The 26,078-nt window shown below is 67.2% G+C and carries 24 protein-coding genes and 1 tRNA gene; 8 read left to right on the forward strand and 17 right to left on the reverse strand.

All coding sequences use genetic code 11. The annotated features are described in order from the left end of the window. Window positions 1–78 precede the first annotated feature (78 nt). The 5 genes from ACGGKE_RS08765 to ACGGKE_RS08785 form a co-directional block, all read right to left on the reverse strand. Window positions 79–1,473, reverse strand: a complete 1,395-nt coding sequence (locus ACGGKE_RS08765) for an ATP-binding protein (protein WP_394437074.1) — start codon at window positions 1,471–1,473, stop codon at window positions 79–81. After that, window positions 1,470–2,189 (reverse strand): response regulator, encoded by a 720-nt coding sequence (locus tag ACGGKE_RS08770; RefSeq protein WP_394441847.1) that lies wholly within the window; start codon window positions 2,187–2,189, stop codon window positions 1,470–1,472. Before ACGGKE_RS08770 ends, ACGGKE_RS08765 begins: the two co-directional genes overlap by 4 nt. 79 nt (window positions 2,190–2,268) lie before the next feature. Next, on the reverse strand, window positions 2,269–2,895 hold the full coding sequence (locus ACGGKE_RS08775) for an EF-hand domain-containing protein (RefSeq protein WP_394437076.1): 627 nt from the start codon (window positions 2,893–2,895) through the stop codon (window positions 2,269–2,271). 187 nt (window positions 2,896–3,082) lie between these two features. Next, window positions 3,083–4,300, reverse strand: coding sequence for an argininosuccinate synthase (locus tag ACGGKE_RS08780; protein WP_394437078.1), 1,218 nt, complete (start codon window positions 4,298–4,300; stop codon window positions 3,083–3,085). 236 nt (window positions 4,301–4,536) lie between these two features. Further along, a complete protein-coding gene (locus tag ACGGKE_RS08785) occupies window positions 4,537–4,725 on the reverse strand; it encodes a DUF4169 family protein (protein ID WP_394437081.1) in 189 nt (62 codons plus the stop codon). Between the two features lie 89 nt (window positions 4,726–4,814). Here ACGGKE_RS08785 and ACGGKE_RS08790 point away from each other — a divergent pair, with 89 nt between their 5' ends. Next, window positions 4,815–5,807, forward strand: coding sequence for a LacI family DNA-binding transcriptional regulator (locus ACGGKE_RS08790; protein ID WP_394437083.1), 993 nt, complete (start codon window positions 4,815–4,817; stop codon window positions 5,805–5,807). A 15-nt stretch (window positions 5,808–5,822) separates the two neighbouring features. Here the strand turns inward: ACGGKE_RS08790 and ACGGKE_RS08795 are convergent, their stop codons facing one another. Both ACGGKE_RS08795 and ACGGKE_RS08800 read right to left on the reverse strand, forming a co-directional pair. Next, window positions 5,823–6,734: a tyrosine-protein phosphatase gene (locus ACGGKE_RS08795; protein WP_394437085.1), complete on the reverse strand. Its 912-nt coding sequence runs from the start codon at window positions 6,732–6,734 to the stop codon at window positions 5,823–5,825. A 19-nt stretch (window positions 6,735–6,753) separates the two neighbouring features. Next, window positions 6,754–9,357: a TonB-dependent receptor gene (locus ACGGKE_RS08800; protein WP_394437087.1), complete on the reverse strand. Its 2,604-nt coding sequence runs from the start codon at window positions 9,355–9,357 to the stop codon at window positions 6,754–6,756. A 135-nt stretch (window positions 9,358–9,492) separates the two neighbouring features. On the opposite strand from ACGGKE_RS08800, the gene ACGGKE_RS08805 reads away from it, so the two are divergent. Continuing rightward, the gene (locus ACGGKE_RS08805) at window positions 9,493–10,731 is read left to right on the forward strand and encodes a TetR family transcriptional regulator (RefSeq protein ID WP_394437089.1); all 1,239 of its coding nucleotides are present in this window, start codon (window positions 9,493–9,495) and stop codon (window positions 10,729–10,731) included. 18 nt (window positions 10,732–10,749) lie between these two features. Here ACGGKE_RS08805 and ACGGKE_RS08810 read toward each other — a convergent pair. Continuing rightward, window positions 10,750–10,823 (reverse strand) — tRNA-Gly (locus tag ACGGKE_RS08810). 110 nt (window positions 10,824–10,933) lie between these two features. Between ACGGKE_RS08810 and ACGGKE_RS08815 the strand changes: the two genes are divergently transcribed. The 4 genes from ACGGKE_RS08815 (at window position 10,934) to ACGGKE_RS08830 (ending at window position 16,293) form a co-directional block, all read left to right on the forward strand. Further along, window positions 10,934–11,854, forward strand: a complete 921-nt coding sequence (locus tag ACGGKE_RS08815; RefSeq protein ID WP_394437091.1) for a LysR family transcriptional regulator — start codon at window positions 10,934–10,936, stop codon at window positions 11,852–11,854. Window positions 11,855–11,967: 113 nt separating this feature from the next. Continuing rightward, window positions 11,968–14,088 (forward strand): TonB-dependent receptor domain-containing protein, encoded by a 2,121-nt coding sequence (locus tag ACGGKE_RS08820; protein ID WP_394437093.1) that lies wholly within the window; start codon window positions 11,968–11,970, stop codon window positions 14,086–14,088. Window positions 14,089–14,168: 80 nt separating this feature from the next. Beyond that, window positions 14,169–15,284 (forward strand): DUF47 family protein, encoded by a 1,116-nt coding sequence (locus tag ACGGKE_RS08825; protein ID WP_394437095.1) that lies wholly within the window; start codon window positions 14,169–14,171, stop codon window positions 15,282–15,284. Window positions 15,285–15,294: 10 nt separating this feature from the next. Beyond that, window positions 15,295–16,293 (forward strand): inorganic phosphate transporter, encoded by a 999-nt coding sequence (locus ACGGKE_RS08830; protein WP_394437097.1) that lies wholly within the window; start codon window positions 15,295–15,297, stop codon window positions 16,291–16,293. Window positions 16,294–16,352: 59 nt separating this feature from the next. Here the strand turns inward: ACGGKE_RS08830 and ACGGKE_RS08835 are convergent, their stop codons facing one another. Beyond that, window positions 16,353–16,538, reverse strand: a complete 186-nt coding sequence (locus ACGGKE_RS08835) for a hypothetical protein (protein WP_394441850.1) — start codon at window positions 16,536–16,538, stop codon at window positions 16,353–16,355. Between the two features lie 141 nt (window positions 16,539–16,679). On the opposite strand from ACGGKE_RS08835, the gene ACGGKE_RS08840 reads away from it, so the two are divergent. Further along, window positions 16,680–18,089, forward strand: coding sequence for a short-chain fatty acyl-CoA regulator family protein (locus ACGGKE_RS08840; RefSeq protein WP_394437099.1), 1,410 nt, complete (start codon window positions 16,680–16,682; stop codon window positions 18,087–18,089). 34 nt (window positions 18,090–18,123) lie between these two features. On the opposite strand, the gene tatC is transcribed toward ACGGKE_RS08840, so the two are convergent. The 8 genes from tatC to glmU form a co-directional block, all read right to left on the reverse strand. Further along, a complete protein-coding gene (tatC, locus tag ACGGKE_RS08845; RefSeq protein ID WP_394437101.1) occupies window positions 18,124–18,903 on the reverse strand; it encodes a twin-arginine translocase subunit TatC in 780 nt (259 codons plus the stop codon). Next, the gene (locus ACGGKE_RS08850) at window positions 18,900–19,436 is read right to left on the reverse strand and encodes a translocase (protein ID WP_394437103.1); all 537 of its coding nucleotides are present in this window, start codon (window positions 19,434–19,436) and stop codon (window positions 18,900–18,902) included. The genes tatC and ACGGKE_RS08850 overlap by 4 nt, the downstream gene beginning before the upstream one ends. Before the next feature lie 29 nt (window positions 19,437–19,465). Then, a complete protein-coding gene (locus tag ACGGKE_RS08855) occupies window positions 19,466–19,708 on the reverse strand; it encodes a twin-arginine translocase TatA/TatE family subunit (RefSeq protein ID WP_394437105.1) in 243 nt (80 codons plus the stop codon). 27 nt (window positions 19,709–19,735) lie between these two features. After that, a complete protein-coding gene (gene scpB / locus ACGGKE_RS08860; protein WP_394437107.1) occupies window positions 19,736–20,326 on the reverse strand; it encodes an SMC-Scp complex subunit ScpB in 591 nt (196 codons plus the stop codon). Beyond that, window positions 20,323–21,054 (reverse strand): ScpA family protein, encoded by a 732-nt coding sequence (locus ACGGKE_RS08865; protein WP_317516232.1) that lies wholly within the window; start codon window positions 21,052–21,054, stop codon window positions 20,323–20,325. The genes scpB and ACGGKE_RS08865 overlap by 4 nt, the downstream gene beginning before the upstream one ends. 50 nt (window positions 21,055–21,104) lie before the next feature. After that, window positions 21,105–22,928 (reverse strand): glutamine--fructose-6-phosphate transaminase (isomerizing), encoded by a 1,824-nt coding sequence (glmS, locus tag ACGGKE_RS08870; protein ID WP_394437110.1) that lies wholly within the window; start codon window positions 22,926–22,928, stop codon window positions 21,105–21,107. A 111-nt stretch (window positions 22,929–23,039) separates the two neighbouring features. Next, window positions 23,040–23,900: a metallophosphoesterase gene (locus ACGGKE_RS08875; protein WP_394437112.1), complete on the reverse strand. Its 861-nt coding sequence runs from the start codon at window positions 23,898–23,900 to the stop codon at window positions 23,040–23,042. Window positions 23,901–23,958: 58 nt separating this feature from the next. Then, window positions 23,959–25,251 (reverse strand): bifunctional UDP-N-acetylglucosamine diphosphorylase/glucosamine-1-phosphate N-acetyltransferase GlmU, encoded by a 1,293-nt coding sequence (gene glmU, locus ACGGKE_RS08880; protein ID WP_394441854.1) that lies wholly within the window; start codon window positions 25,249–25,251, stop codon window positions 23,959–23,961. Between the two features lie 151 nt (window positions 25,252–25,402). Between glmU and ACGGKE_RS08885 the strand changes: the two genes are divergently transcribed. After that, the gene (locus ACGGKE_RS08885; protein ID WP_394437114.1) at window positions 25,403–26,071 is read left to right on the forward strand and encodes an HAD family hydrolase; all 669 of its coding nucleotides are present in this window, start codon (window positions 25,403–25,405) and stop codon (window positions 26,069–26,071) included. Window positions 26,072–26,078 lie beyond the last annotated feature (7 nt).

Genomic DNA, 26,078 nt, shown 5'->3' on the forward strand with positions numbered 1-26,078 from the left:
CCACGCCGCTGCGCGGCGGTCCCTCCCCCGGCCCCTCCCTGGGAGGGAGGGGAGGATGATGGCGGCGCGCCCCCTCCCCTATGCAGGCAGCACCAGGCTGGCTTCCAATCCGCCTTCCGGGCGGTTGGCGAGGCGCAGGTCGCCATGATGTTCGGTCATGATCGCGCGGACGAGGGCGAGGCCCAGGCCTGCGCCGCCGGTTTCGCGGTTGCGGGAGCCTTCCAGGCGCGTGAAGGGTTCGAGCATTTCGGCCATGCGGTCCTGGGCGATGCCGGGGCCTTCGTCGGCGACGACGATGCGCACCTGGCCCGGCTCCTGAAAGACGCTGACATGCGCGCGGTCGCCATAGACGATGGCGTTTTCGATGAGGTTGCGCAGCGCGCGGCGGATCTGCTGGGGGCGGACCAGCGCGACGGCGCGGTCGCTGTCGGCCAGGGTGACGGGCGATCCCAGCTCGACGAAATCCTCCACCAAGGCGTCGGCGAGCGCGGCGAGATCGACCTTTTGCGGGCTTTCCGCGCTGCGACCGGCGCGGGCGAGCGAGAGGATGTCCTCCAGCATGCGGTTCATTTCGTCGATGGTGTCCGACATGCGCGCGCGTTCGGCATCGTCCTCGACCGATTCGGTGCGCACGCGCAGCGAGGCGAGCGGGGTGCGCAGGTCATGGCCGATCGCGCCCAGCATCCGGTCCTTTTCGTCCAGCATGGCGATGATGCGCGCGCGCATGGCGTTGAAGGCCATGGTGAGTTCGCGCACGTCGCCCGGGCCGCGCTCGTCCACCGGATCGGCGGCGCCGGTGCGCGCGAATTGCTGCGCCGATCCGGTCAGCTGCCGCAGCGGCCGCGCCATGCGCCGCCCGATCCACAGCAGGGGCGCGAGGACGATGATGTAGAGGATGAGCGTCTGCCCGACGAGCCAGCCGCCAAAGCGCGGCGGGCGGTTGCCGATCCGGGCTTCGGCCAGCACCCATTTGCCCGCTTCATATTCGACCGCCAGGCGCAGGCGGCCGACGCGGCGGTCGCCGGGCGTGGCGCCGCTGGTGCGGCTGCGCAGCCTTTCCCAGCGGCGCAGCGGCATGACGCGGCTGTCCTCCGCCGCGACGATGGTGCGCACGGGCAGGCCGATATCGTCGAACAGCGCGCGAGCACGCGCCGCGACGTCGGGGCGCGGCTTGCCGTCGAGCACGGGCTGGCTAGAGAAGAAGTCGACATTGCGCCGCTGCCGCTGGTCCGGGCGATCCGCGCGGGGATTGGCGGCCCGGGGATCGTCGGCGCCGGGCCAGCGGTCGGGCCGCGCGTCGAGCGCGTTGACGACGCGATAGGCGAGCGGCGCAGCCTGGCTGGTCAGCGTCAGCCGGTTGCGTTCGCGCAGCAGCAGGCCGAAATTGATCGCCTGCGCCACGAACAGGGCGAAGGCGACCAGCAGGATCACCTGGCCGACCAGGCTTTGCGGCCAGAGGCGCAACCGCTTCACAGTTTGCGCACCTCGGCCGAGAGCGTGTAGCCGCCGCCCCATACGGTCTTGATGAGCGTCGGGTTCTTGGGATCGGGCTCGATCTTCTTGCGCAGGCGGCTGATCTGGTTGTCGATCGCGCGGTCGAAGGCGTGGGCCTCCCGCCCCTGGGTGATGTCGAGCAGCTGGTCGCGGCTGAGCACCTGGTTCGGGCGGGTGGCGAAGGCGAGCATCAGATTAAATTCGGCGGTCGAGAGCGGCAGCGACACGCCTTCGCTGTCGACCAGGGTGCGCTCCTGCGACTTGAGCAGCCAGCCGGCAAAGGCATAGGTCGCGCCGTCGGGCGCGGTGACGCGCTGGCCGCCGCTGGCGACGCGGCGAAAGATCACCTTGATGCGGGCGACCAGTTCGCGCGGGGAAAAGGGTTTGAGCACATAATCGTCCGCGCCCATTTCCAGGCCGACGATGCGGTCGGTCTCCTCCGACCGGGCGGTCAGCAGGATGACGGGGATCTCGCTGGTCTCGCGGATATGGCGGCACAGCGACAGGCCGTCCTCGCCGGGCATCATGATGTCGAGGATGACAAGGTCGATGGCGTTGGCGTTGAGCCGCAGCCGGGCCTCCGCCGCATTTTCGACGGCGGTGACGCGAACGCCGTTGCGGGCGAGATATTGCGCCAGCGGTTCGCGGATCGAACGCTCGTCATCGACGAGCAGGAGATGGGGACGGTCGCTCATCATGCCTGTCTGTCATGGGTTGTCACAGGTGGGAAGGGCGAAGGCGGGGGAAGCCTTCGCCCTTTGCGCCGGGACGCGGTCAGTTCTGGGCGGGGGGCGCCTTGCGGTCCTTCCACGCGCCCCGCATCGCCTGGCGGGCGGCCTTCATCTCGTCGGCGGTGACGAAGCCGTCCTTGTTCGTGTCGGCCTTGTCGAACATGGCCATCGCACCGGCCGTGAATTCGGCCTTGGTGACGGTGCCGTCCTTGTTCGCGTCGCCCATCGCGCCGCCCTTGCCGCCGTGGCGCATCATGCCGGGACGATGGCCCTTGCCCATGCGGCCTTCGCCCTTGCCCTTTTCGGCGCGCTTGTCGGCGCGCGCTTCATGGCCGGCGGCGAGCTCGGCCTTGCTGAGCTGGCCATTCTTGTCGGTGTCGAGCTTGGCGAAGCGCTCGTCCATGCGCTGCTGGCGCTTGAGGTCGCGGTCCCTGGAGGTCAGCTGGCCGTCCTTGTCGACGTCCATCCTGGCGAAGCGGGCGTCGAGCGCGGTGGTGAGTTCCGCCTTGCTGATCTTGCCGTCCTTGTTCGCGTCGGCCTGCATCATCATGCCGCCGCGCGGGCCGCGGGGGCCATCGGCGCCGGGCTGAGCGAAAGCGAGGTGACTGGCGGCGAGGCCGCCGACGAACAGCGATCCGACCGCGACGGTAGAGAAGAACTTGCGAAGCATGTCTGTTTCCTTGGCTGGTGTCATTCCGAACGACGCCTCGCGCCGTCCTTGATCCTGCTTATGGAAACCATTTGTCCCGCAATTTTGTCACATCGGCGGGAAGTTTGTCGCGAAATGTATCCGGCGGCGTGTCCGCGGGGAGGGCGGGGATGGGCAGCCCTGCGGCTATCCCCCTCCCCCGGCGCGATCAGTGGTCGCGGCGGCCCAGCAAGCGAAGCCGCAGCGCGTTGAGCTTGATGAAGCCCGCCGCGTCGCGCTGGTCATAGGCGCCCGCATCATCCTCGAAGGTCACGACCTTTTCGCTGTAGAGCGAGTAAGGCGACTTGCGGCCGACGACATGGACGCCGCCCTTGTAGAGCTTCAGGCGAACGGTGCCGGTCACCTTTTCCTGGCTATGGTCTATCGCCGCCTGCAGCATTTCGCGCTCGGGCGAGAACCAGAAGCCGTTATAAATCAGTTCGGCATATTTGGGCGCGAGTTCGTCCTTGAGGTGCGCGGCGCCACGGTCGAGCGTCAGCTGTTCGATGCCGCGATGCGCGAGATGATAGATGGTGCCGCCCGGCGTTTCGTACATGCCGCGCGACTTCATGCCGACGAAGCGGTTTTCGACCAGATCCAGCCGGCCGATGCCATGCTTGCGGCCATAGTCGTTGAGGGTTTCCAGCAGCGTGGCGGGCGACATGCCGACGCCATTGATGGCGACGCCATCGCCGCGCTCGAAATCGATGGTGATATATTCGGGCGCGTCGGGCGCATCCTCCGGGTTCACCGTGCGCGAATAGACATAGTCCGGGGTTTCTTCCCACGGATCCTCCAGCACCTTGCCCTCGGAACTGGTGTGCAGCATGTTCGCGTCGGTCGAGAAGGGGCTTTCGCCGCGCTTGTCGCGCGGGATCGGGATCTGATGCTGTTCGGCGAATTCGATCAGCTTCGTGCGGCTGGTCAGATCCCATTCGCGCCAGGGCGCGATCACCTTGATGTCGGGCGACAGGGCATAATAGCCCAGTTCGAAGCGGACCTGGTCATTGCCCTTGCCGGTCGCGCCATGGCTGACGGCGTCGGCGCCAACCTGCTTGGCGATCTCGATCTGGCGCTTGGCGATCAGCGGCCGGGCGATCGAGGTGCCGAGCAGATAGAGCCCCTCATAGAGCGCGTTGGAGCGCATCATCGGGAAGACATAATCCTTCACGAATTCCTCGCGCAGGTCGTCGATGAAGATATGCTCTTCCTTGACGCCCATCAGGCGCGCCTTCTGCCGCGCGGGCTCCAGTTCCTCGCCCTGTCCCAGGTCGGCGGTGAAGGTCACGACTTCGCAGTCATAGGTCTGCTGCAGCCATTTCAGGATCACGCTGGTGTCGAGGCCGCCGGAAAAGGCGAGAACGATGCGATTGATCTTGTCGGTCATGGAGCAGCGACTCTTTCTGAAGGAACGGCGCGGTAACGATGCGCGCGCGCCCGGTATCAGGCACGCCGCCAAAGCGCAACCGGACAGGGAAAAAGGCCGGGCGTCGGCCTGGCCTTCTCCATGGCCTGAACCATTGCGGCGGATCAGATCAGCGCGTGCCGAGCTTGAGGAAGCCGGCGCGACGGGTATGTTTGACCCGCGTGGCAAGCGGCGTGTTGTTCAGAAGGAACGGGGTTTCATTCCACGTCCTTGCCCTCGCGTTTGGCACCTTCCAGCAAAGCCGCACGCTTGGTTTCATCGGCGGCGTCGGCGGCGCGCTCCGCCCTGGTGCGGCCGAAGCGGGCGCGGTTCTCGGCCGCCTCATGGGCCTTGTCGGCGCGCGCCTTGCGCTTGCGCGCCTGCCGCAGGTTGATGATATTGGTCATGGCCCGATCATAAGGCCGCGCCCGCTCTCTTGCCAAGCGGGACGACGGGGGGGCATGACGGGCTTTTCCCGCGCCATGAGCCAGGACCCATGACCAGCATCCACGACGTCGCCGCCCTTGCCAAAGTCTCGATCAAGACGGTGTCGCGCGTGGTCAACAAGGCGCCCAATGTCAGCGAGGAGCTGCGCGCGCGCGTGCAGGCGGCGATCGAGCAGCTGGGCTATCGCCCCAACCAGTCGGCGCGGCGGCTGGCCGGCGGTCGATCCTTCATGATCGCCTTCCTCTACAACAACCCCGCACCCGGCTATGTCAGCCGCATCCAGATGGGGGCGGCGTGGCGGTGCCGGGACCTGGGCTATCATCTGGTGGTGGAGCCGCTGTCGCCGGGCGGGGAGGAACGGTTCGACGTGCTCGACCGGCTGGTCGCGGCGCTGCGCCCCGATGGTGTGCTGCTGGTGCCGCCTCTGGCCGACGACCAGGCGCTGCTCGACCGGCTGGCGCAGATGCAGCTGCCCTGCGCGCGCATCGCCGGCTCCGCCCCCTCGCCCAGCTTCACCATATCGACCCCGGAACAGGCGGCGGGTCGGATGGTGGCGGATCATCTGATCGGGCTCGGCCACCGCCGCATCGGCGTCATCACCCCGCCCCCCACCCACCATGCCGCGGTGCGCCGGGTCGATGGCTTTCGCGAAGGGCTTGCGGCGGCGGGCATCGCCGCGGAGGAGGCCCTGTTCGTGCCCGGCCAGTTCGATTTCGCGTCCGGCATCGCGGCGGGCGAGGCGCTGCTGGCCCTGCCTGCGCCGCCCAGCGCGATCTTCGCCACCAATGACGAGATGGCGCTGGGGGTGCTGACGCTGGCGCACCGCATCGGCCTGCGCGTGCCCGAAGACCTGTCGGTCGCGGGCTTCGACGATACGTCGGCCAGCCTCACATCCTGGCCACCGCTCACGACCGTGCGCCAGCCGCTGGAGGAGATGGGCCGATCCGTCATCGACGCGCTGGCGCAGGGCGCGGGGGAAACGCCGGAGTTCCGCTTCACCCTGATCGAGCGCGGCAGCTCCGGCCCGCCACCGCAGGGGTAGCGGGCCGGTCGCGCATCAGGCGGCGGTCAGATATTTGGCTTGCAGGCGCGCGATCTTGAGATCGTCGAGGCCCAGCTTTTCGCGATAATAGCCTTTGATGCCGCCCGGATAGGCGTCCATCGTCGCAAAGGCGTTTTCGATGAAGCTGCGATCGACGCCCATCAGCGCCTGGCGCACCTCGGGCGAGAGCTTGCTGAACATGGCGAGCGCGGGGTCGCCGGCCTTGGGCGGCAGCGGCCGATAATAGCGGTTGGACAGGAGATAGTCCTGGATCGCGGTTTCGCGGTCCACGCCCAGCACCGACAGCAGGATCGCCGCGGCGACGCCGGTGCGATCCTTGCCCGCGGTGCAGTTGAACGCCACCGCGCCATCGCTCGCCAGCAGCTGGCCGAACAGGGTGCGATACTGGTCGGCGAAGACATTAGGGACGTCGCGATAGAAGGTCGCCATCGCCTGCTTCGCCTGCTCAGCCGACAGGCCGGGCTTCATCAGCAGGTTCATGAACATGCCGTGGTCGAGCGCATAATCCTTGGTGAAGACCTGCGGCCTGGCGTCGGCCGGCCAGTTGACCGGCTCGCTGGCGCGTTCGCGCGTGTCGCGGAAGTCGACCACCGTCTTGAGGCCGCGCGAGGCGAGATAGGCGAAATCCTTTTCGGTCAGGCGCGACATCGCGCCCGAACGCATCAGCACGCCCCATTTCACCATCCGTCCGTCGGTCGTGCGGTAACCGCCGAGGTCGCGGAAATTCTGTCCGCCCTCCAGCGGCAGCACGCGTTGATGCGCGGCATCGGTGGCGGCGGGGGCCGCCTGCGGGGCGGGCTGCGTCGCCGGCTGCGGGGCGGGCTGTGCTTGGGCGAGCGCGGCCGCCGGCAGGATGAAGCCACCAAGGCCGATCAGGCCGGCACGCATGAGAATGTTGGATCGCATAATGATAATATCCTTCCTGTCAGAAACCGAAGCGGACGCCGAACATGTAGCGGCGGCCGACCTGCTCCACTTCGGTCGGCATGGATTCATCGCCCTGATAGGCCATGTAGATGGCGTCGGTGAGGTTGGTGGCGTCGGCAAAGAGCGTCAGATTGTCGTTGACGGCGTAGCGGACCGACACGTCCAGATTATCATAGCCGTTGCGATATTCGCCGCTGCCCAGCCCGCCGAGCGTGTCGAGCCAGTCGCTGCGCCACTGATAGCTGACGCGGGCCGACAGGCCGTATTTCTCGTAATAAAGCGAGGTGTTGAGCACCGTGTCGGACAGGCCCTGGAACGGGATGTTCTTCTGCGTGGGCGTATCGAAATCGCCGTCCAGCAGCGCCAGATTGCCCTGGAAGCCCAAGCCGTCGAGCGGCGAGGGCAGGAAGCTGAACTGCTGCTGATAGTTGAATTCGACGCCATAGAGCTTGCCGCTGGTGCCGTTGAAGGTAGAGGTCAGCAGATAGGCGGAGCGATCCACGCCATCGCTGTCATACAGGTCGGTGCCGACCGCCTGCTGGTTCTGGTAGAGGACATTGTCCACCCAGCGATGGAAGGCCGAGATCGACGCGATGCCGCCGCCGGGCAGATAATATTCCAGGCTGGCGTCCAGGCCCCAGGTATATTCGGGCTGCAGATCCGGATTGCCGCCGCTGATCGTGCCGGGCTCCACCGTATCGTTGATCGAGCTGCCGACGCGGATTTCGCCAAAGGACGGCCGCGCGATGCCGCGCTGCCCGGCGATGCGGAAGACGAGGTCGTTGGTGAGGTCGAAGCGCGCGTTGATGCTGGGGAAGAAGTCCGTGTAGCTTTGCGGCGCGGACAGCGGCACATTGCCCGCTTCGGTGACGGCGGTGCCGACATTGTCGAGCATGAAGCGTTCGACGCGCACGCCCGCGACCACCTGGCCGCCGTCAAATTCCAGCTTGCCCTGGACATAGCCCGCCAGCGTCCGTTCGTTGAGCTGGTAGCGATTTTCATCCGGCACGGCGTCGGGATTGTAGCTGCCGTCCGCTTCCAGCCGCGCGAGCAGCGCGTCGATGTCGCTGCGCATCGCGCGATTGTCGATATAGTTGAAGTTCACGCCCAGCGGGAACCCCGTGTCCCACGCCTTGTCCGTGACATAGCCGCCCGGATTGAAGGAGGGGTGATAGGCGAGCACGACATAGTTGCTCTGGTTGAAGGTGAAGCCGGTGATGTCGCGATCGGCATAGAGCAGGCCGCCCGACAGGGTCAGCCGATCGAACGTCTTGGAGACGTCGGCCTTGAAGCTATAGCTGTCCGAATAGGTGTCCTGCGTCAGCGGGAGCAGCAGCGCGCCGGACGTCACCTTGCTCTGGTCGAAGCTGGCGAGCGCCGCGCCGCGCGAGGCGGTCTTGCCGTCGATCACCGTCTGGTACAGGCTGACGATCGGGAAGCGCGGATCGCTGTTGTCATAGGTCAGCGACGGCGAATTGGCGCCCGACGTGCTGGCCTGCACCATCGGCAGGTAGGTGGTGTTTTCGGTGCGGGTATAGTTGAGATTGACCGACGCCTTCAGGCCATCGTCGGTCTCATATTCGCCGCCGATCGTGTTGATATAGTTGCGGGTGCGATATTCGCCATAGTTGAACGATCCGCGCACCGGCACGCCGACCAGGTCGCCGCTGTCCTGCGTGCGAGTGCCGCTCAGCGCATTGGACAGGCGGAACACATATTGGTTGCGCTGCTCGTCGTCCTTGAATTCGGTGTAGATGGAGCGGGCGTAGATGCGCTGGCCATCCTGGGGCTCATATTCAATCGCGGCGAACAGGCCGTTATTCTCGCGCTCCACCTCATATTGGCGCACGTCGAAGACGGTCGGGCCATTCGCGTCATAGGCGCCGACTTCGCGATTGTCGGTCAGTTGCTTGCGGCGATAGTGGGACGCGCCCAGCACCACGCCGAAATGATCGTTCGACCAGCTGGCGCGGATCGACCCCTGGCGCTGGTCCTTGCCGCCCAGTTCCAGGAAGCCGTAGCCAAGGTCGCCCTGCAGGTGGAAGCCCTTCTGCTCCATCGGCGAATAGGTGCGCAGGTCGATATTGGCGACGATGGCTTCGGCCTGAAGGTCGGACGTCAGCGACTTGTTCACCGCCATGGCGCTCAGCAGCACCGCGGGCACCGCGTCGAAGCGATAGGCGCGCGTGGTGCCGCCTTCATCGACGCCGATCATCGGGATGCCGTCGATGCTGACCGAGGTCCAGCGATTGGGCGCGCCACGCACCTGGATATAGCGTTCCTGGCCCTGGTCGCGCTGCACGGCGACGGCGGGCAGGCGCGACAGGGCCGCGGCGCTGTTCTGGTCGGCGAAGCGGCCCACCGCGTCGGCGGCAATGATGTCGACCAGATTGTCGGCCTTGCGCTTGAGCTCGATCGAGGCGGCCTGCGATTCGGAAATGGAGCCGGTGACGATGATCTCGTTCCCATCGCCCGCATCCTCGGCGGCCGGGATGGCGGCCTCCTGCGCCTGAACGGCGCTGGCCGTGGCGAGCGCCAGCAGCGCTGCGCCTGCGAACATGGTGACGCGGCCGGATTTGGAGCCTTGGCAGTGAGTCGACATGAAAATCCCCCGTGATGCTATAAAGTCGAGGGGCGGTTAGAACGTCTGTATGTAGCGGGGGTGACAGTTTGATGATGGTTTTAATATTCCGGCGGGGATTGGCCCGGCCGCCATCTCTGGTAGATTGGGCACGCCATGACCAACGACAAAGACGACATGCCTGCGCCGAAAACTGCCATGGCGGACGGGGAGGAGCCAAAACACAGGCTCATTCAAGCGGTTCTGTCCGGCTGGACACAGAATGGGACGAGCGAATTGTCGGCCCGGGCCATCGGCGCCAAGGCGGGCGCCAGCGCATCGGCCATCTATTATCATTTTGGGGATGCTGAACATTTGTATGAAGCCGCGTCGCGCGCCGCTCTGGCGCAGGCGCGGTCATGGTGCGCCGCACAGGAAGCGCGGATCGCGGCGCTGCCGCTGGCTACCGGATGCGGGGGAACGGCGATCGGGCCGATCATGGCGTCGCTGATCGACGATCTGTGCGGGCCGGACCGGGCGCTGGCGCTCGCCTGGCGCGAAACCCATCTGCTCGCGGCCAGGCGCGCCGACTTCGCACCGCTCTGGGCCGAGTGGGTCGCGCTATGGCGCGGCTTCTGGCTGCGCCTCTGCCGCCGCCTCGCGATCGAGACCGCAGCGCCCCTGTGCCACGCCTTCTTCGATGGCGAGTTGTGCATGCATCTGATGCCATGGAACCGGCCGGGCGACCGCGCCTGCCTCGATGAAATGACGCGCGGCCTGGCCGCCTGCATCAGCGGCGCGCCGCTGCCCCCCGCCCCCTGGCGCGCCATGCTCAAGCGGCAGGCGATCGAAGCGACCGTAGTGGCGGACCGCAGCGAAGCGATGATCGGGGAGATCGGCCGCGCCGCCGCGGACCTGCTGGCGATGGGCGGCATCGGGGCGATCACTCATCGCGCGGTGGCGGAGCGGGCGGGCCTCACGCTGGGCACCGTATCCCACCGCTTCAAGCGCGCCGACGATTTGCTGCGCCTGGCCTATAACGAGACCTATCATATCCTGACCGGACTGTCCCCCAACCCCGCCCATCCCGGCACGCCCACCGCCCCGGCCGGAAGCGTGCCGGCGCGAAACCGAGTCGGCGCGATCGACGAGCTGATGCTGGCGGTGGCGCGCGGCCGCGCCCAGCCGGGCCTGGCCCTCGCCCTGCGCTATCTGCGCGGGCGCAGCAGCCAGTTCGCCATCGCCGATGCCACCAGCCTGCGCGGCGACGCGCTCGACCTGGGCGCGGCGATCTATTCCAGCATGATGATGGGCGCCCTGCACCACAATGTCCACAGAAGCGAAGCGGACGCCGCAGCCGAAACCCAGGCAGCCCATGACGACATGCTCGCCCGGCTGGCGCGGTGTGGCGGGTAAAATGTAGGATGGCAACGCTGGAGCGGGTAGCGGGGATCGAACCCGCATCACAAGCTTGGAAGGCTAGTGCTCTACCATTGAGCTATACCCGCCCGGCAGAGGAGCGCCCTGCCATCATCGCGGGGGATTCGTCAACCAGGATTGCGTCGGGCGGCTGAAGATCGCCCTTACCCCCGGTCGCCATTTCCTCTATCACCGCCCCATGAGCAGCCCATCCCTGCGCCAGTTGGACATATTCGCGCAGATGGTGGCGGCAGGCAGCGCGGCGCGGTGCGCGCAGGATCTGGGGCTGGACCTGGGCGAGGTGCTGGACGGGATCGCGGCGCTGGAAATGCGGCTGGGCTATCGGCTGTTCGACGATCCGGCCGGAGCGGCGCGGCTGACGCCGGCGGGTCGCAAGACCGCGCAAGCGATGATGCAGCTGGGCAGCGACACGCCCTCCCCCGCCGACGCGGCGGCCGCAGAAGCGCCTGATGCACCTGCGCCGCCCCCGCCCGCCGAACCGCCGCGCGAGGGGATCATCCTCGCTGCGCCGGCGCCGATCTTCGGCCATTTCCAGGATGCGCTCGCCGCGTTCGAGGCGGCCAATGACGACATCGCCATCAGCATCGACCTGCATGTCCACAGCGCCCGCGATGCAGCAATGGCGCTGGCGCGCGGGCAGGCGAACATCGCCTATTTCTACGCGCTGGAGGAGCCGGCCGAGCCGCCGTCCCGCTATGGCTGGTCGGAGCCTCTGAACCTCTATGCCGGCAGCGGCCATCGCCTGGCGCGCGCGGAGATGGTCGGGCGCGATGACATCGCGGCGACGCCGCTGCTGGCGATGGAGCCGCATAACGGCATGCGCCAGATCATCGACGCCGCGCTGGCCCGCGCGCGCCTGCCCTTCGACGCGCCGGCGCTGGAAAGCGACAATATGTTCGAGATCATGGCCGCGCTGCGCGATGGCGCGGGGTGCTTCGCCGCCTTCGGCCCGCTAGCGCGCGATCTGGGCCGGATGAGCGGCATTCGCCGGCTGGCGCTGGACATGCCGCTGCCCGCCATCGAGATTCGCCAGGCGGTCGGGGCCGACGCCGCGCGCAAGCCGGCGGTCGATGCATTGGCGGAATTTCTGTTTTTGTAACGGCAGGCCGCTTTCGTTGCCCCAGCAACAAATATGCGACGAATGCACTTGATACGATGTAACATCGCGGATACAGGGGCGGCTTCAGACCATAATCAAGGGGTTGATCCTTCATGTCCCGCATCATGATGCTGCGCGCCGGCTGCGCCCTGCCGCTGCTGTGCCTCTCCATTCCCGGCCTTGCCCAGTCCGTTCCCGCCGACGATGCGGCGCAGAGCGACACCTATCATGACCAGCGGGCCGACATCGTCGTCACCGCGCTGATCCCGCGCCGTCAGGGCGACATCCTGTCGGGCACCAGCGTGCTGACCGGCGAGAAGCTGACGCGCGAATTGCGCCCCAGCATCGGCGAAACGCTGGCGCGCCAGCCCGGCGTGTCGGCGACCTCCTTTGGCCCCAGCGCGTCGCGCCCGATCCTGCGCGGCTTCCAGGGCGAGCGCGTGCGCATCCTGACCGACGGCATCGGCAGCTTCGACGTGTCCAATACCTCGGTCGACCACGCCGTCGCGATCAACCCGCTGACCGCTGACCGCATCGAAATCCTGCGCGGCCCGTCGGCCCTGCTCTATGGGTCGTCCGCGATCGGCGGCGTCGTCAACGTGATCGACAGCCGCATTCCGCGCCGCGTGCCCGACGAGCCGGTCCATATCGACGTGCTCGGCACCTATGGCAGCGCCGCCAATGAACGGACCGGCGCGGGCGAGATCGAAGTGCCGCTGGCCGACAAGTTCGTCGTCCATCTGGACGGCACCTACAGCAAGACCGGCAATCTCGACACCGGCAGCTATATCCTGACCCCGGCGCTGCGCGCGCAGGCGGCGGCGAGCGGTGACAGCGAGATCGCGGAACTGGCCGACCTGAAAGGCAAGCTGCCCAACAGCGCGGGGCGCATGTGGGAAGTCGCGGGCGGCGCGGCCTATATCGACGAGGGCGGCAATCTGGGCGTGTCGTTCAGCCACACCGACAATTTCTACGGCGTGCCAGTCCGCTACGCGCTCGATCCCGAGGGCGAGGCGGAAGAGGTGCGGCTGCGCATGAAGCAGGATCGCGTCGACCTGCGCGGCGAAGTCGCGGTCAATGGCGGCTTCCTCGACAGCATCCGCCTGCGGGCGGGCTATGCCGATTACCAGCATCAGGAAATCGAGGATAGCGGCGAAGTCGGCACGACCTTCTACAATCAGTCGATGGAAAGCCGGCTGGAGTTCGTCCAGGCCAAGCGCGGCGGCTGGGACGGCGCGTTTGGCGCGCAATTCTTCACGCGCCGGTTCCAAGCGATCGGCGAGGAGAAGTTCCTGCCGAAGAATGAGACCAACCAGATCGGCGTCTTCACGCTGCAGTCGGTGGACCTGGGCAACACCCGCCTGGAGGGCGGCGCGCGGTTCGAACATAGCAGCGTCAGCGCCGACGCCGACGAAGCCCTGTTCTTCGACGGGCGCCAGCGCAGCTTCGACGCGCTGTCGGGATCAATCGGCATCAGCCAGGCGATCATGCCTGGTTGGCGCGTGGGCCTGAACCTGTCGCGCAGCGAGCGCGCGCCGTCGGCCGAGGAATTGTTCGCCCGCGGCAATCATGCCGGCACACAGGCGTTCGAACTGGGCGATCCCACCTTCGGCAAGGAAAAGAGCTGGGGCGTGGAAGGCACGCTGCGCGGCGCGGGCGATGGCTACACCATCAGCCTGTCGGCCTATCATAACTGGTTCGACGGCTATATCTACGAAAGCGTGGCGGACGACAGCGCCTGCCAGGCGGTCAATGGCGGCGAGGAGCTGGAATTCCCCTGCTACGCCTTCAACCAGGCCAATGCGCGCTATTATGGCTTCGAGGCAGAGGCGTCGGTCAAGCTGGCGCAGCTGGGCGCCTACGCCATCAATGTGGATGGTGTCGCCGATTATGTCCATGCGACCATCAAGGGCAGCGGCCCGGCGCCGCGCATTCCCCCGCTGCGCCTGCTGGGCGGGCTGGAAGCGCAGGGCGACCGCCTGTCGGCCCGCGCCGAAGTCGAGCATGTGTTCGAGCAGGATCGCGTGACCGAGTTCGAAACGCCGACCGACGGCTTCACGATGGTCAATGCGTCGATCTCGTTCAAGCCGCTGCCCGGCAATGACCGCACGACGCTGATGCTGTCGGCGAACAACATCTTCGACGTCGAAGCGCGCCGCCATGCGAGCTTCCTGAAGGACTATGCGCCGCTCGCCGGCCGCGACATCCGCGTGACGGCGCGCTTCTCGCTGTAACAACGCCGATCAGGGCCGGGCGCGCACCCGGCCCTGATCCAGGTGATTGCGCGATATGACGTTTCTGTTACACGCGCGCGATGCGCCAGATCGCCGCCCTGCCCTATACCACCGCCGCCGACGGATCGATGCAGATATTGCTGATCACGTCGCGCGACACGCGGCGCTGGGTCATCCCCAAGGGCAATCGCATCAAGGGGCTGGCGGGCCATCGCGCCGCCGAACTGGAAGCCTATGAGGAAGCGGGGATTCAGGGCATCGCCTGTCCCGCGCCCATCGGCCGTTACCGATATGACAAGCGCCGCCGCAAGGGCGGATCGCGCGAGGCGATGGTGGAGGTGTTTCCGCTCGCCGTCACGCGCCATTTGACCCAATGGCCCGAACAGGGGCAGCGCGAACTGCGCTGGTTCTCGCTCGCCGACGCTGCAAAGGCGGTGGACGAGCCCGACCTTCAAGACATCATCGCTCGCTTCCGCGAGCCCCCGGCCGATCCCGGCTGGTTCTTCCGCATGCTGCTCGCGCTGCGCGACCGGCAGAATGAAAGGACAGGACTATTGCGCTGGTTCCATGCGCTGATGCCCAAACAGGGCCGCTTCTTCGACCAATTTGAGGATCATGCCGCAACGCTGGTGGCCGGTGCCGACGCGCTGGCGCGGCTGATGCAGGGCGGAACAGACATGGCCGACCAGATCCGCATCATTTCCGACCAGGAACATGCCGCTGATGACATCATCCGCGACGTGTTGCAGGATGTGCGCCGCATCTTCGTCACGCCGTTCGACCGCAGCGCCATCACCGACCTGATCGGCGTGATGGACGATGCGATCGACCAGATGAACCAGACCGCCAAGGCGGTGGCGCTCTACGAAGTCACGACATTTCCGCCGCAGATGCAGGATATGAGCGCGCTGATCGTCGAATGCGCGCGCATCACGCAGGAAGCGATGCCGCTGCTGCGATCGCTCAACCTCAACGCCGCGCGGCTGCACGACCTGACCGAGCGGCTGGTGAAGCTGGAGGGCCATGCCGACCTGCTGCATGAGGACGGGCTGAAGGCCCTCTATGTCGCCGCGCGGGAGGGCAACCCCATGGACTTCATCGTCGGCCGGGAAATCTACAGCCATCTGGAAAAGGTCACCGACCGGTTCGAGGATGTCGCCAACGAGATTTCCGGCCTGGTCATCGACCACGCCTGACCCGACCATCATGGAACCCATCGCCCTGCCCCTGCTGATCGCGCTGATCGGCGTCGCCCTGCTGTTCGATTTCCTGAACGGCCTGCACGACGCCGCCAACTCGATCGCGACGATCGTGTCGACTCGCGTGCTCAAGCCGCACTATGCGGTCGCCTGGGCCGCCTTCTTCAACTTCATCGCCTTCCTATTCTTCGGCCTGCATGTCGCGACCACGGTGGGCAAGGGGATCGTCGACGCCAGCATCATCGACCCGCAGCTGATCTTCGGCGCGCTGATGGGGGCGATAGCCTGGAACCTCATCACTTGGGGGCTGGGCATCCCATCCTCGTCCAGCCACGCCCTGATCGGCGGGCTGCTGGGCGCGGGCCTGGCCAAGGCCGGGCTGTCCGCCGTGGTGTGGAGCGGCGTGTTCAAGACCAGCATCGCCATCGTCCTGTCGCCTGCCGTCGGGCTGTTCCTGGCGCTGATGCTGGTGCTGCTCATCAGCTGGATCTTCCGCCGCTTCACGCCGCAGGGTGCGGACCGGGTGTTCCGCAAGCTGCAACTGGTGTCCGCATCGCTCTACTCGCTGGGACATGGCGGCAATGACGCGCAGAAAACGATGGGGATCATCGCCGTGCTGCTCTATTCGCAGGGGATGCTGGGCGGCACATTCCATGTGCCCTTCTGGGTGGTGATCAGCTGCCAGGCGGCGATGGGGCTGGGCACGTTGCTGGGCGGGTGGAAGATCGTCCACACCATGGGATCGAAGATCACGCGGCTGACCCCGGCCCAGGGCTTTTGCGCCGAGACGGGCGGTGCGATCACCTTGTTCATGGCGACGCATCTGGGCGTGCCGGTGTCGACCACCCACACCATTACCGGGGCGATCGTGGGCGTGGGCGCGTCGCGGCGGCTGTCGGCGGTGCGCTGGAACGTGGCGTCGCGGATCGTCATCGCCTGGGTCGTCACCCTGCCCGCCGCGGCCGTGATCGGCGCGCTGTTCTACGGGCTGACCCAGCTCTTCTGATCATGATGCAGGCGCGGCCGGTTGCCCGCCGCGCCCGTTTTCCTCCTATATCCGCGCCGTCAGGCCACGCGGCCGAGGCGGTGATAGAGATTGGCATATTTGACCGAGTCCGGCTGATCCTGCACCTCGCGCAGATAATGGGCGATGGCGGTGCGGATCAGGCTGAAATCCTCCTGGCTGAACACCGCGCGCGACCGCGCGGGTTCGGGATGGCCGCTGGTCGGTTCGATCGTCTGGCTCTGCATGTCCTCATCCTTCGTGGCTGCGCCCGTCATCGGGCCATGGACAGCGAAATAGACAGGTGCGCCAGCCAATTACAGGCCGATGAATGGCCGTTTGTCACGATACTCCTTTGGCATTTTGTCATTCTATGACAGTATGTCCATATGGCTGAACCGGGGAATCGCAAACTCTATCTTGGCCCCAAGCTGCGGGTGCTGCGCCGCGAACTGGGGCTGAACCAGACGCAGATGGCGGAGGAGCTGGGCATATCGCCGAGCTATCTCAACCATCTGGAGCGCAACCAGCGGCCGTTGACGGCGCAGATGCTGCTGCGGCTGGCCAATAGCTACGACATCGACATTCGCGACTTCACCGCGCCGGCCGCCGACGGCGGGCCGCGCGAATTAGGGGAAATCCTGTCCGACGCGCTGGTGCGCGACATTGGCGTCACGCGCGACGAGGTGCTGGAGGTTGCGGAAAACTACCCCGGCGTCACCGAAGCGATCGCGCGCTTCTATCGCGCGCTGAGCGACCTGCGCCGCGTGCCGGGCGCGGCGCTGGCGGGCGCAGAACGCCCCCCGCTGGTCGCGCCGGTCGACTGGCTGCGCGAGATGATCGCGCGCGCGGGCAATCATTTCGCCGAGATAGACGCCGGCGCCGAATCGATCGCGGCGGACCTGCCGGAGGACCCCGCTCTGTTGCAGGCGGCGCTGCGCACGCGGCTGAAGGACCGGCATGGCATGAGCGTGCAGATCGTGCGCGGCGACCTCATCGCCGGGCGGCTGCGCCATTATGACATGCATCGCCGCCGCCTGATGCTGAGCGAGCGGCTGCCGGCGTCCGGGCGGCTGTTCGCCATCGCCTGCCATCTGGTCGCGCAGGACCTGGCCGACGCGATCGCCGCCCAAGTCGCGCGTGCCGCGCCGCCCGACGAGGATAGCCGCAGGCTCGCGACGATCGCGCTCACCAACTATGCCGCCGCCGCGCTGGTCATGCCCTATGACCGGTTCCGCCAGGCGGCCGAGCAGAGCCGGCACGACCTGCCCTTGCTGTGCGACCGGTTCGGCGTCTCGATCGAGCAGCTGGCGCATCGGCTCACCAGCCTCAACCGCACCGGCGCGCGCGGCGTGCCCTTCTTCATGGCGAAGATCGACCGGGCGGGGCAGATCGCCAAGCGCTTCGACGGCGAGGCGTGGCCCTTCGCGCGCTATGGCGGCACCTGTCCGCGCTGGGACGCGCATGACGCGCCAGCGTCCGGGACGGTCGCGTCCCAGCTGATCGAGACGGTGGAGGGCAAGCGCTTCGTCACGCTGGCCATCGGCCTGCCGCGCGGCGCGACGCAGGCGCGCGGGCGGTCCGTGATCGCGCTGGGCTGCGAAGCGAAACATGCCGCCCGCATCGTTCATGCCGATGGCCTGGATGCCGAGCGCGGCGAAGCGACCGGCGTGGGCCCCAGCTGTCCGCTCTGCGAACGGCGGGCCTGCCCCGACCGGGCGCTGCCGCCGCTCACGCGCGCGCTCGACCTCCACAGCTATGAGCGTACCGCCACGCCTTATCCGTTTCGCAGGGTGTGATGTCGGCTGGTCGAGGCGCTGCCCCTCTTGCCGGTCAGGCGGCGGCTTCTTCCGCGTCCTCGGCGTCGCTCTTGTTGCGGTCGGTGAACCAGATGGCGATGATCGTGACTTCGTAGAGCAGCAGTAGCGGGATGGCGAGCATCAGCTGCGACACGACGTCGGGCGGGGTCAGGACCGCTGCCAGGACGAAGGCGGCGACGATCATGTAGCGACGCAGGCCGATCAGCTGCGCCCGCGTCACGAAGCCCGCGCGGTTGAGCAGCATCAGCAGCACCGGCATCAGGAAGCTGATGCCGAAGGCGAGGATGAACTGCATGACAAGGCCGAGATAAGCGTCGGCGCTGGGCAGCGCCTCCACCGACAAGCCGCTGCTGTCGCCCTGAAATTCCAGGAAGAAGTGGAAGGCAGTGGGCATCACCACGAAATAGGCGAGGCTGGCGCCCATGGCGAAGAGGAAGGGCGTCGCCAGGATGAAGGGCAGCAGCGCCTTCTTTTCCCGCGCATAGAGCCCCGGCGCGACAAAGGCCCAGAGCTGGTTGGCGATGATCGGAAAAGACAGGCAGAAGGCGCCGAAGAAGGCGATCTTCACCTGCACGAAAAAGGCTTCGTACAGCTTGGTATAGACCAGCCGGCCGCCGCCGTCGCCAAAGGCTTCCTTGAGCGGATGGACCAGAATGGCGAAAAGCTGTTCGGAAAAATAGAAGCAAAGCGCGCCGGTGATCACCAGCGCATAGACGCATTTGAGCAGGCGGCTGCGCAGCTCGATCAGATGGTCGAGCAGGGGCGCCTTGCTGTCGTCAATGTCGTTGATCATGCCGCGGCGTCACCCTTGCGGGCTTCGGCGACGCCGTCGGGCGCGGCGGGCGCCTGCGCCACATAGGGCGGGCTGTCGGTGGCGGGCGATGCTGCGGGCGCGGGTGCAGGTGCGGGCCGCGATTCGGCGACGAAGGCCGGCTTGGGCGCGGGCTTGGCGGGCTCGGCGACATAGGGCGGCTTTTCGGACGCGGCGGGCGCCTCCGCTTCGGCGGTGTCGGCGGTGTCGGCGCCGGCGGCGGTGTCGGCCAACGGAGTGACATCGTCGGGCGAAGGCAGCGCGTCGGTGGCGGGCGCGGGCGGATGATCGTCCATGATGCGCTTATTCTGCGCCGCCCATTTCTTTTCCAGCTCCTCCAGCTCCACTTCCCGCACCATGGCGTCGATGCCGGTGCGGAAATGGCGCGCCATGCCCTGTGCCTTGCCCACGATCTGCCCCACCTTGTAAAGCGCGCGCGGCAGGTCCTTCGGACCGATCACGATCACCGCAATGATCACGATCACCAGAAATTCGGTCGAATCGATGCCAAACATGCGCGACTACCGGCCCGGAGGTTGAAGGATCAGGCCTTGGTCTTTTCTTCCGTGGTCGCGCTGGGCGCGTCCTGTTCGGGCACGCGATGGCCCTCGATCCGGGTCGCGGGCTTGGCGGCAGCGACATCATCCTCGTCGTCGGCCATGCCCTTCTTGAAACTCTTGATGCCCTTGGCCACGTCGCCCATCAGGCCCGAAATGCGACCGCCGCCAAACAGCAGCATGACGACCAGGAGCACGATCACCCAGTGCATCAGCGAGAAGGAACCCATAATATTTACTCCTAGCAGAGGGCCTATCTAGGCCTCTTCCTCGTCATTTTCCAGAACGGATTGGCCGCCCAGACCCTCCAGCGCCAGATCGACCGGATCGAGCAGCCCGGCGGCGCGCAGATCCTCTATCCCCGGCAGGTCACGGCGGCTGCTAAGGCCGAAATGTGACAGGAATTCTACGCTGGTCGCGTATATCAACGGCCGACCCGGCACTTCGCGGCGTCCCGCCGGCCGCACCCAGCCCGCCTCCATCAGCACGTCCAGCGTGCCTTTCGCCACCTGAACGCCGCGGATCGCCTCGATCTCGGCGCGGCTGACCGGCTCATGATAGGCAATGATCGCCAGCGTCTCCATCGCCGCGCGCGACAATTTGCGCGGCTCGTCCTTTTCGCGGCGCAGGATATGGGCGAGATCAGGCGCGGTCTGGAAATGCCAGCGCCCGCCCCGCTCGACCAGATTGACCCCGCGCCCGGCATAAGCGTCGGCAAGGGCCGCCAGCGCGCCGGCAATGTCGCCTTCGCCGACATGCAGCGTCAGCTCGCCCGGCGTCATCGGCGCTTCGGCGACGAACAGGGCGGCTTCGACCGCGCGCAGATAATCATCGGGTTCCGCGGTCATGCCTGGGCCCTCCCCGGCGCGGCAGCGCGCAGGTAAATGGGCTGGAATATCCCGTCCTGCTGGATGTCGAGCCGCCCCTGCCGCGCCAGTTCCAGCGCGGCGACGAAGCTGCTCGCCAGGGCCGATCGTGCCTTGGGCGCATCGAGATGGTCGGGTAGGAAGGATTCGAGCCGCGTCCAGTCCAGCGCCGCGCCCACCAGCGCGCCGACGCGCTGGATCGCTTCGTCCAGCGTCATCACCGGGCGCACGGCGATGGTGTGGACCACCGGCTGGGTGCGCGCGCGGATCTGGCCATAGGCCTGGATGAGATCATAGAGGCTCGCCCGCCACTGCGCCTTCTTCACCAGCCGCAACCCTTCGGGCCGGCGGCGGCGGAACACGTCGCGGCCAATGCGGTCGCGCGCCATCAGCCGCGCCGCCGCGTCGCGCATGGCGTGAAGCCGCTGCAGCCGCAATTGCAGGCGCAGCGCCAGTTCCTCGGGGCTGGGGTCCGGCTGCTCGGCGCGGGGCAGCAGCAGCGCGGACTTGAGATAGGCGAGCCAGGCCGCCATCACCAGATAATCGGCGGCCAGTTCCAGCTTGAGCTGCCGCGCCCCTTCGATGAAGGCCAGATATTGCTGCGTGAGCGCGAGGATGGATATTTCGCGCAGGTCGACCTTCTGGCTGCGCGCCAGCGTCAGCAGCAGGTCCAGCGGCCCTTCCCAATGGGCGAAGCTGACCGTCAGCATCTCCGGCCGCGCCGCGCGGCTGTCCTCGGGCGGCGCGAACAGATCCTCGCTCACTCCACCGTCACCGACTTGGCGAGGTTGCGGGGCTGGTCGACGTCCGTGCCCTTGGCCACCGCCACATGATAGGCGAGCAGCTGCACCGGCACCGCATAGACCAGAGGCGCGATCAGCGGATGGACCTGCGGCATTTCGATCGTCGCCATGCAGCCTTCGCCGGCGATGGCGATGCCTTCGGCGTCGGAAATCAGCACCACCTTGCCGCCGCGCGCCTGCACTTCGGCCATGTTGCTGACCGTCTTTTCGAACAGCGGGCCGCTGGGCGCGATCACGATTACCGGGACGGCGTCGTCGATCAGCGCGATCGGGCCATGCTTCATTTCGCCCGCGGCATAGCCTTCGGCGTGGATATAGCTGATTTCCTTGAGCTTGAGCGCGCCCTCCAACGCCATCGGATAATCGGGCCCGCGCCCCAGATAGAGGACGTCGCGCGCAGGCGCGATCAGATGCGCCATCGCCTCGATCTGCCCGTCGCGGCCCAGCGCCTCGTTGAGGGCGGCGGGCGCTTCCGACAGGTGCCAGACGATTTCCGCCTCCTCCTCCGGCGTCAGCTTGCCCTTGGCGCGCGCCAGGTTCGCGGCCAGCGCCGCCAGCACCGCCAGCTGGCAAGTGAAGGCCTTGGTCGATGCGACGCCGATTTCCGGCCCGGCATGAGTGGGCAGCAGCAGGTCCGCCTCGCGCGCCATCGAACTGGTCGGCACGTTGACGACCACCGCGATGATCTGTCCCTCGGCGCGGGCATGGCGCAGCGCGGCCAGCGTGTCGGCGGTTTCGCCCGACTGGCTGATGAACAGGGCAAGGCCGCCCGGCTCCAGCACCGGCTCGCGATAGCGGAACTCGCTCGCCACATCGATGTCGACGGGGACGCGGGCGAATTTCTCGATCCAATATTTGGCGACAAGGCCCGCATAGAAGCTGGTGCCGCACGCGACGATGGTGATGCGCTTCACCCCGCCCAGATCGAAATCCATGTCGGGCATGGCGATCTGGTTCTCCATGCGGCGCAGATAGGATCGCAGCGTCTGGGCGACGACGACCGGCTGCTCATAGATTTCCTTCTGCATGAAATGGCGATGATTGCCCTTGTCGATCATCGCGCCCGACACGCCGGAGATCGTCACCGGCCGGTCGACGGGGACATTGTCCTTGTCGAAAATCTCTGCGCCCTCGCGTGTGATGACGACCCAGTCGCCTTCCTCCAGATAGGCGATGCGCTGGGTCAGCGGCGCGAGCGCCAGCGCGTCCGACCCCAGGAAGGTTTCGCCGTCGCCATAGCCGACGACCAGCGGCGACCCCAGCCGCGCGCCGATCAGAAGGTCGGGATGCGCGCGAAAGGCGATGGCGAGCGCAAAGGCGCCGTGCAGGCGCGGCAGCACGTCGCGCACCGCCTCCACCGGGGACGCGCCCTGCTCCACCTTCTCGCTCACCAGATGGGCGACCACTTCGGTGTCGGTCTGGCTGTCGAACACGCGGCCGCGCGCGACCAGCTCCTCGCGCAGCGGCTTGAAATTCTCGATGATGCCATTGTGCACCAGCGCCACCTGCGCGGTGGCATGGGGGTGGGCGTTGCTGGTCGTCGGCGCGCCATGGGTGGCCCAGCGCGTATGAGCAATGCCGGTGCTGCCCGGCAGCGGCTCGGCCACCAGTTCCTTCACCAGATTGTTGAGCTTGCCCTCGGCGCGGCGGCGCTCGATCGCGCCATCATGGATGGTGGCGACGCCGGCGCTGTCATAGCCGCGATATTCGAGCCGCTTCAAACCATCGACCAGCCGTTCCGCCACGTCGTCCCTGCCGATGATCCCGATAATGCCGCACATGAAGGAAAAGCCCCGATAATATCCCGCTGCGCCCGGTGCGCCGCGATCGGCGGCCAGGCGATGTTCCAGCCATTAAAGGCTCCGCGCCCGCGCGCCAACAGCGGCGCGCAACTATTTCGCCGGCAGCGGGCGGATGGTGATCAGCCAGATGTCGGGCGGGGCGAGCATGCGGAAGGGCAGGCCGCTGGTCCCCACCCCGGCGGCAACGATCATCGTCCGCGCGCCCTTGGAATAACGGCCGCAGGCATAGCGCGTCCCATATTTCGACGGCACATAGACGATGCCGGCGATCGGGAAGGCGATCTGCCCGCAATGGGTGTGGCCGACCAGCGTCAGCGACGGCGCGTCGGGCAGGCGCGGAAAAACATCGGACCCGTGCGACAGGATGATCGGCGCGCCGCCGACCGCGCGCATCGCCGCCAGCGCGCCGTCGATCGCGGGCTTGCGGGTGTAAATGTCCTTCAGCCCCGCGATCGCCAGCGGCCCGCGCCGCACCGCGCCATCCTGCAGCAGGGTGATGCTGATCGCGCCGAATGCCGCCTGCCAGTCCGACGCGCCGAGCGCCCGGCGATTCTGGCGGCTGCGGCTGTCATGATTGCCGAGCACGGCAACCACCCCCAGCGGCGCGCGCAGCGCCGCGAAGGGCGCGATGCTGGCGCGCGCGTCGTAGATGGCCGCGCCCTTGTCATCGCCGATATAGTCGCCGCCCAGCAGGATGAGGTCGGGCCGCAGCGCGTTGATCTGCCCCGCGATGCGCGCCATGCGCTGCGGGCTGTTGTCCGGCCCCGACAAATGGGTGTCGGTCATCAGCGCGACGGTGACGGGCCGGCGCGACGCGCTCGCGGGAAAGGGCAGCGCGATCTCCGCCCGGCGCACGACCGGCATGGCGCGCGCATTGTGCAGTAGCCACAGGGCAAAGCCGATGCCCAGCAACGCCAATATGCCCAGCGCCAGCAGCAGCCTGCGGATCATGCGCCGGGCGCCTGCCCCGACATAGGCACAGGGACAGACACAAGCAGGAGGCGGCTCGTCATTTCCCCGCTTTCTTCGCCCGCATCCGTTCGCGGAACCGGGCGGCCCAACCGACCTTGCCCACCTGTTCGGGGCGCACCAGGCACAGCGAATCCGCCTCCACCGGCCGAGTCACCACGCTGCCCGCAGCGACGATCGCGCCTTCGCCGATACTGGCCGGCGCGACCAGTGCGCTGTTGGAGCCGATGAAAGCCCCCGCGCCGATCTCCGTGCGATATTTGAAGAAGCCGTCATAATTGCAGGTGATCGTTCCCGCGCCGATATTGGCGCCCGCGCCGACGCTGGCGTCGCCGATATAGGACAGGTGATTGGCCTTGGCCCCGTCGCCCAGCGTCGCCTTCTTGATCTCGACGAAATTGCCGACCTTGGCCCTGGCGCCGATCTCCGCCCCCGGCCGCAGCCGCGCATAGGGGCCGATCTCCGCGCCCGACGCCACCGCTGCGCCCTCCAGATGCGAAAGGGCGTGGATCGTCACATCATCCGCCACCGTCACGCCGGGGCCGAAAACGACATGCGGGCCCACCACCACGTCGCGGCCCAGCCGCGTGTCGTGCGCGAAGAACACGGTGTCGGGCGCGAGCAGCGTCACGCCCTCGCGCATCGCCTCGACCCGGCGGCGCGCCTGCCACAGCGCCTCCACCCCGGCCAGTTCGACCCGGCTGTTGACGCCCGCCACTTCCCAGGCCTGCGTCTCTATCACCGCGCTCGCGCCGCCGGGCAGCATGACGATGTCGGGCAGATAATATTCGCCGGCCGCATTGTCGTTGCCGATCCGGTCGAGCAGCACGAACAGGTCGGTCGAACGCACCGCCATCAGGCCGCTGTTGCACAAGGTGACGGCCCGCTCCGCTTCGCTCGCATCCTTATATTCCACCATTTTCTCGATGATGCCCTGCCCGTCGGCGATGATGCGGCCATAGGCCGCCGCGTCATCCGGTCGGAAGCCCAGCACCACGGCGCGCGGCTCGTCCCCGCGATTGAGGCGGTCCAGCATGGCGCGCATCGTTTCCGCGCGCACCAGCGGCACGTCGCCATAGAGGATCAGCACGTCGCCCGCGAAACCCGCCAGCGCGTCATGCGCCTGGGCGACGGCATGGCCGGTGCCCAGTTGCTGATCCTGCACCGCGACGCGCACGCCGGTGCCAGCCACCGCCCGCTCCACCTGGTCCCGGCCCGCGCCGACGACGACAACCTGCCGCTCCGGCGACAGCGCCGCCGCGCTTTCCAGCAGGTGCAGCAGCATCGGCCGCCCGGCGACCGGATGCAGCACCTTGTGCAGCGACGATTTCATCCGCGTCCCCTGCCCGGCGGCGAGGATGATGACGGCGAGCGGGCGAGCGGCGGAACTGGTCACGAATGTTTCCCGATGATGGCGAGTGCTGCGCGCTCTGTGCCATGTTTGCCTTGCCTTTGCCACCGCGCACGCGGCATGGAGCGCGGCCATGAGCAGCATTCCCTTCGACATTGTCGGCTTCGACCTGGACGGCACATTGATCGACACCAGCGGCGATCTGGCAGCCGCGGTCAACCATGCGATCGGCACGATCGGCCGGGCGCCCTTTCCCGCCGCCGACATCCATCCCTTCGTCGGCAAGGGCGCGCGCGTCATGCTGCAGCGCGCGCTGGACGCGTCGGGCGGCTATGACGAAGCGTTGCTGACGCAGCTGCTGCCGATCCTGCTCGATCATTATGCGCAGAATCTGGCGATCCATTCGGTGCCCTATCCGGGACTCGTGCAGGCGCTGGACGAACTGGCCGGGCGCGGCGTGCGGCTCGCCATCTGCACCAACAAGGCGGAGCGGTTCACCCTTCCCCTGATGCGCCAGATCGGCCTGTCCGATCGCTTCGCCGCGATCGTTGGCGGCGACACGGTCGGCGCGTCCAAGCCCGATCCCGCGCCGATGCGCGCGATGGTCGAGCGCGCGGGCGGCGGCCGCGCCGTCTTCGTGGGCGACACGATCAACGACATCGCCGGCGCGCGCAATGCGGGCATCGCCAATGTCGCGGTCGGCTTCGGCTTCCTCGATGGGCCGGTCGAGCAACTGGAGGCGGACGCCGTCATCCACCATTTCGACGAGCTTGTGCCGCTGCTGGAGCGCTGGCCGGGATGAGGCGGCG

This window comes from Sphingobium naphthae (assembly GCF_043589935.1).
Taxonomy (GTDB): domain Bacteria; phylum Pseudomonadota; class Alphaproteobacteria; order Sphingomonadales; family Sphingomonadaceae; genus Sphingobium; species Sphingobium naphthae_A.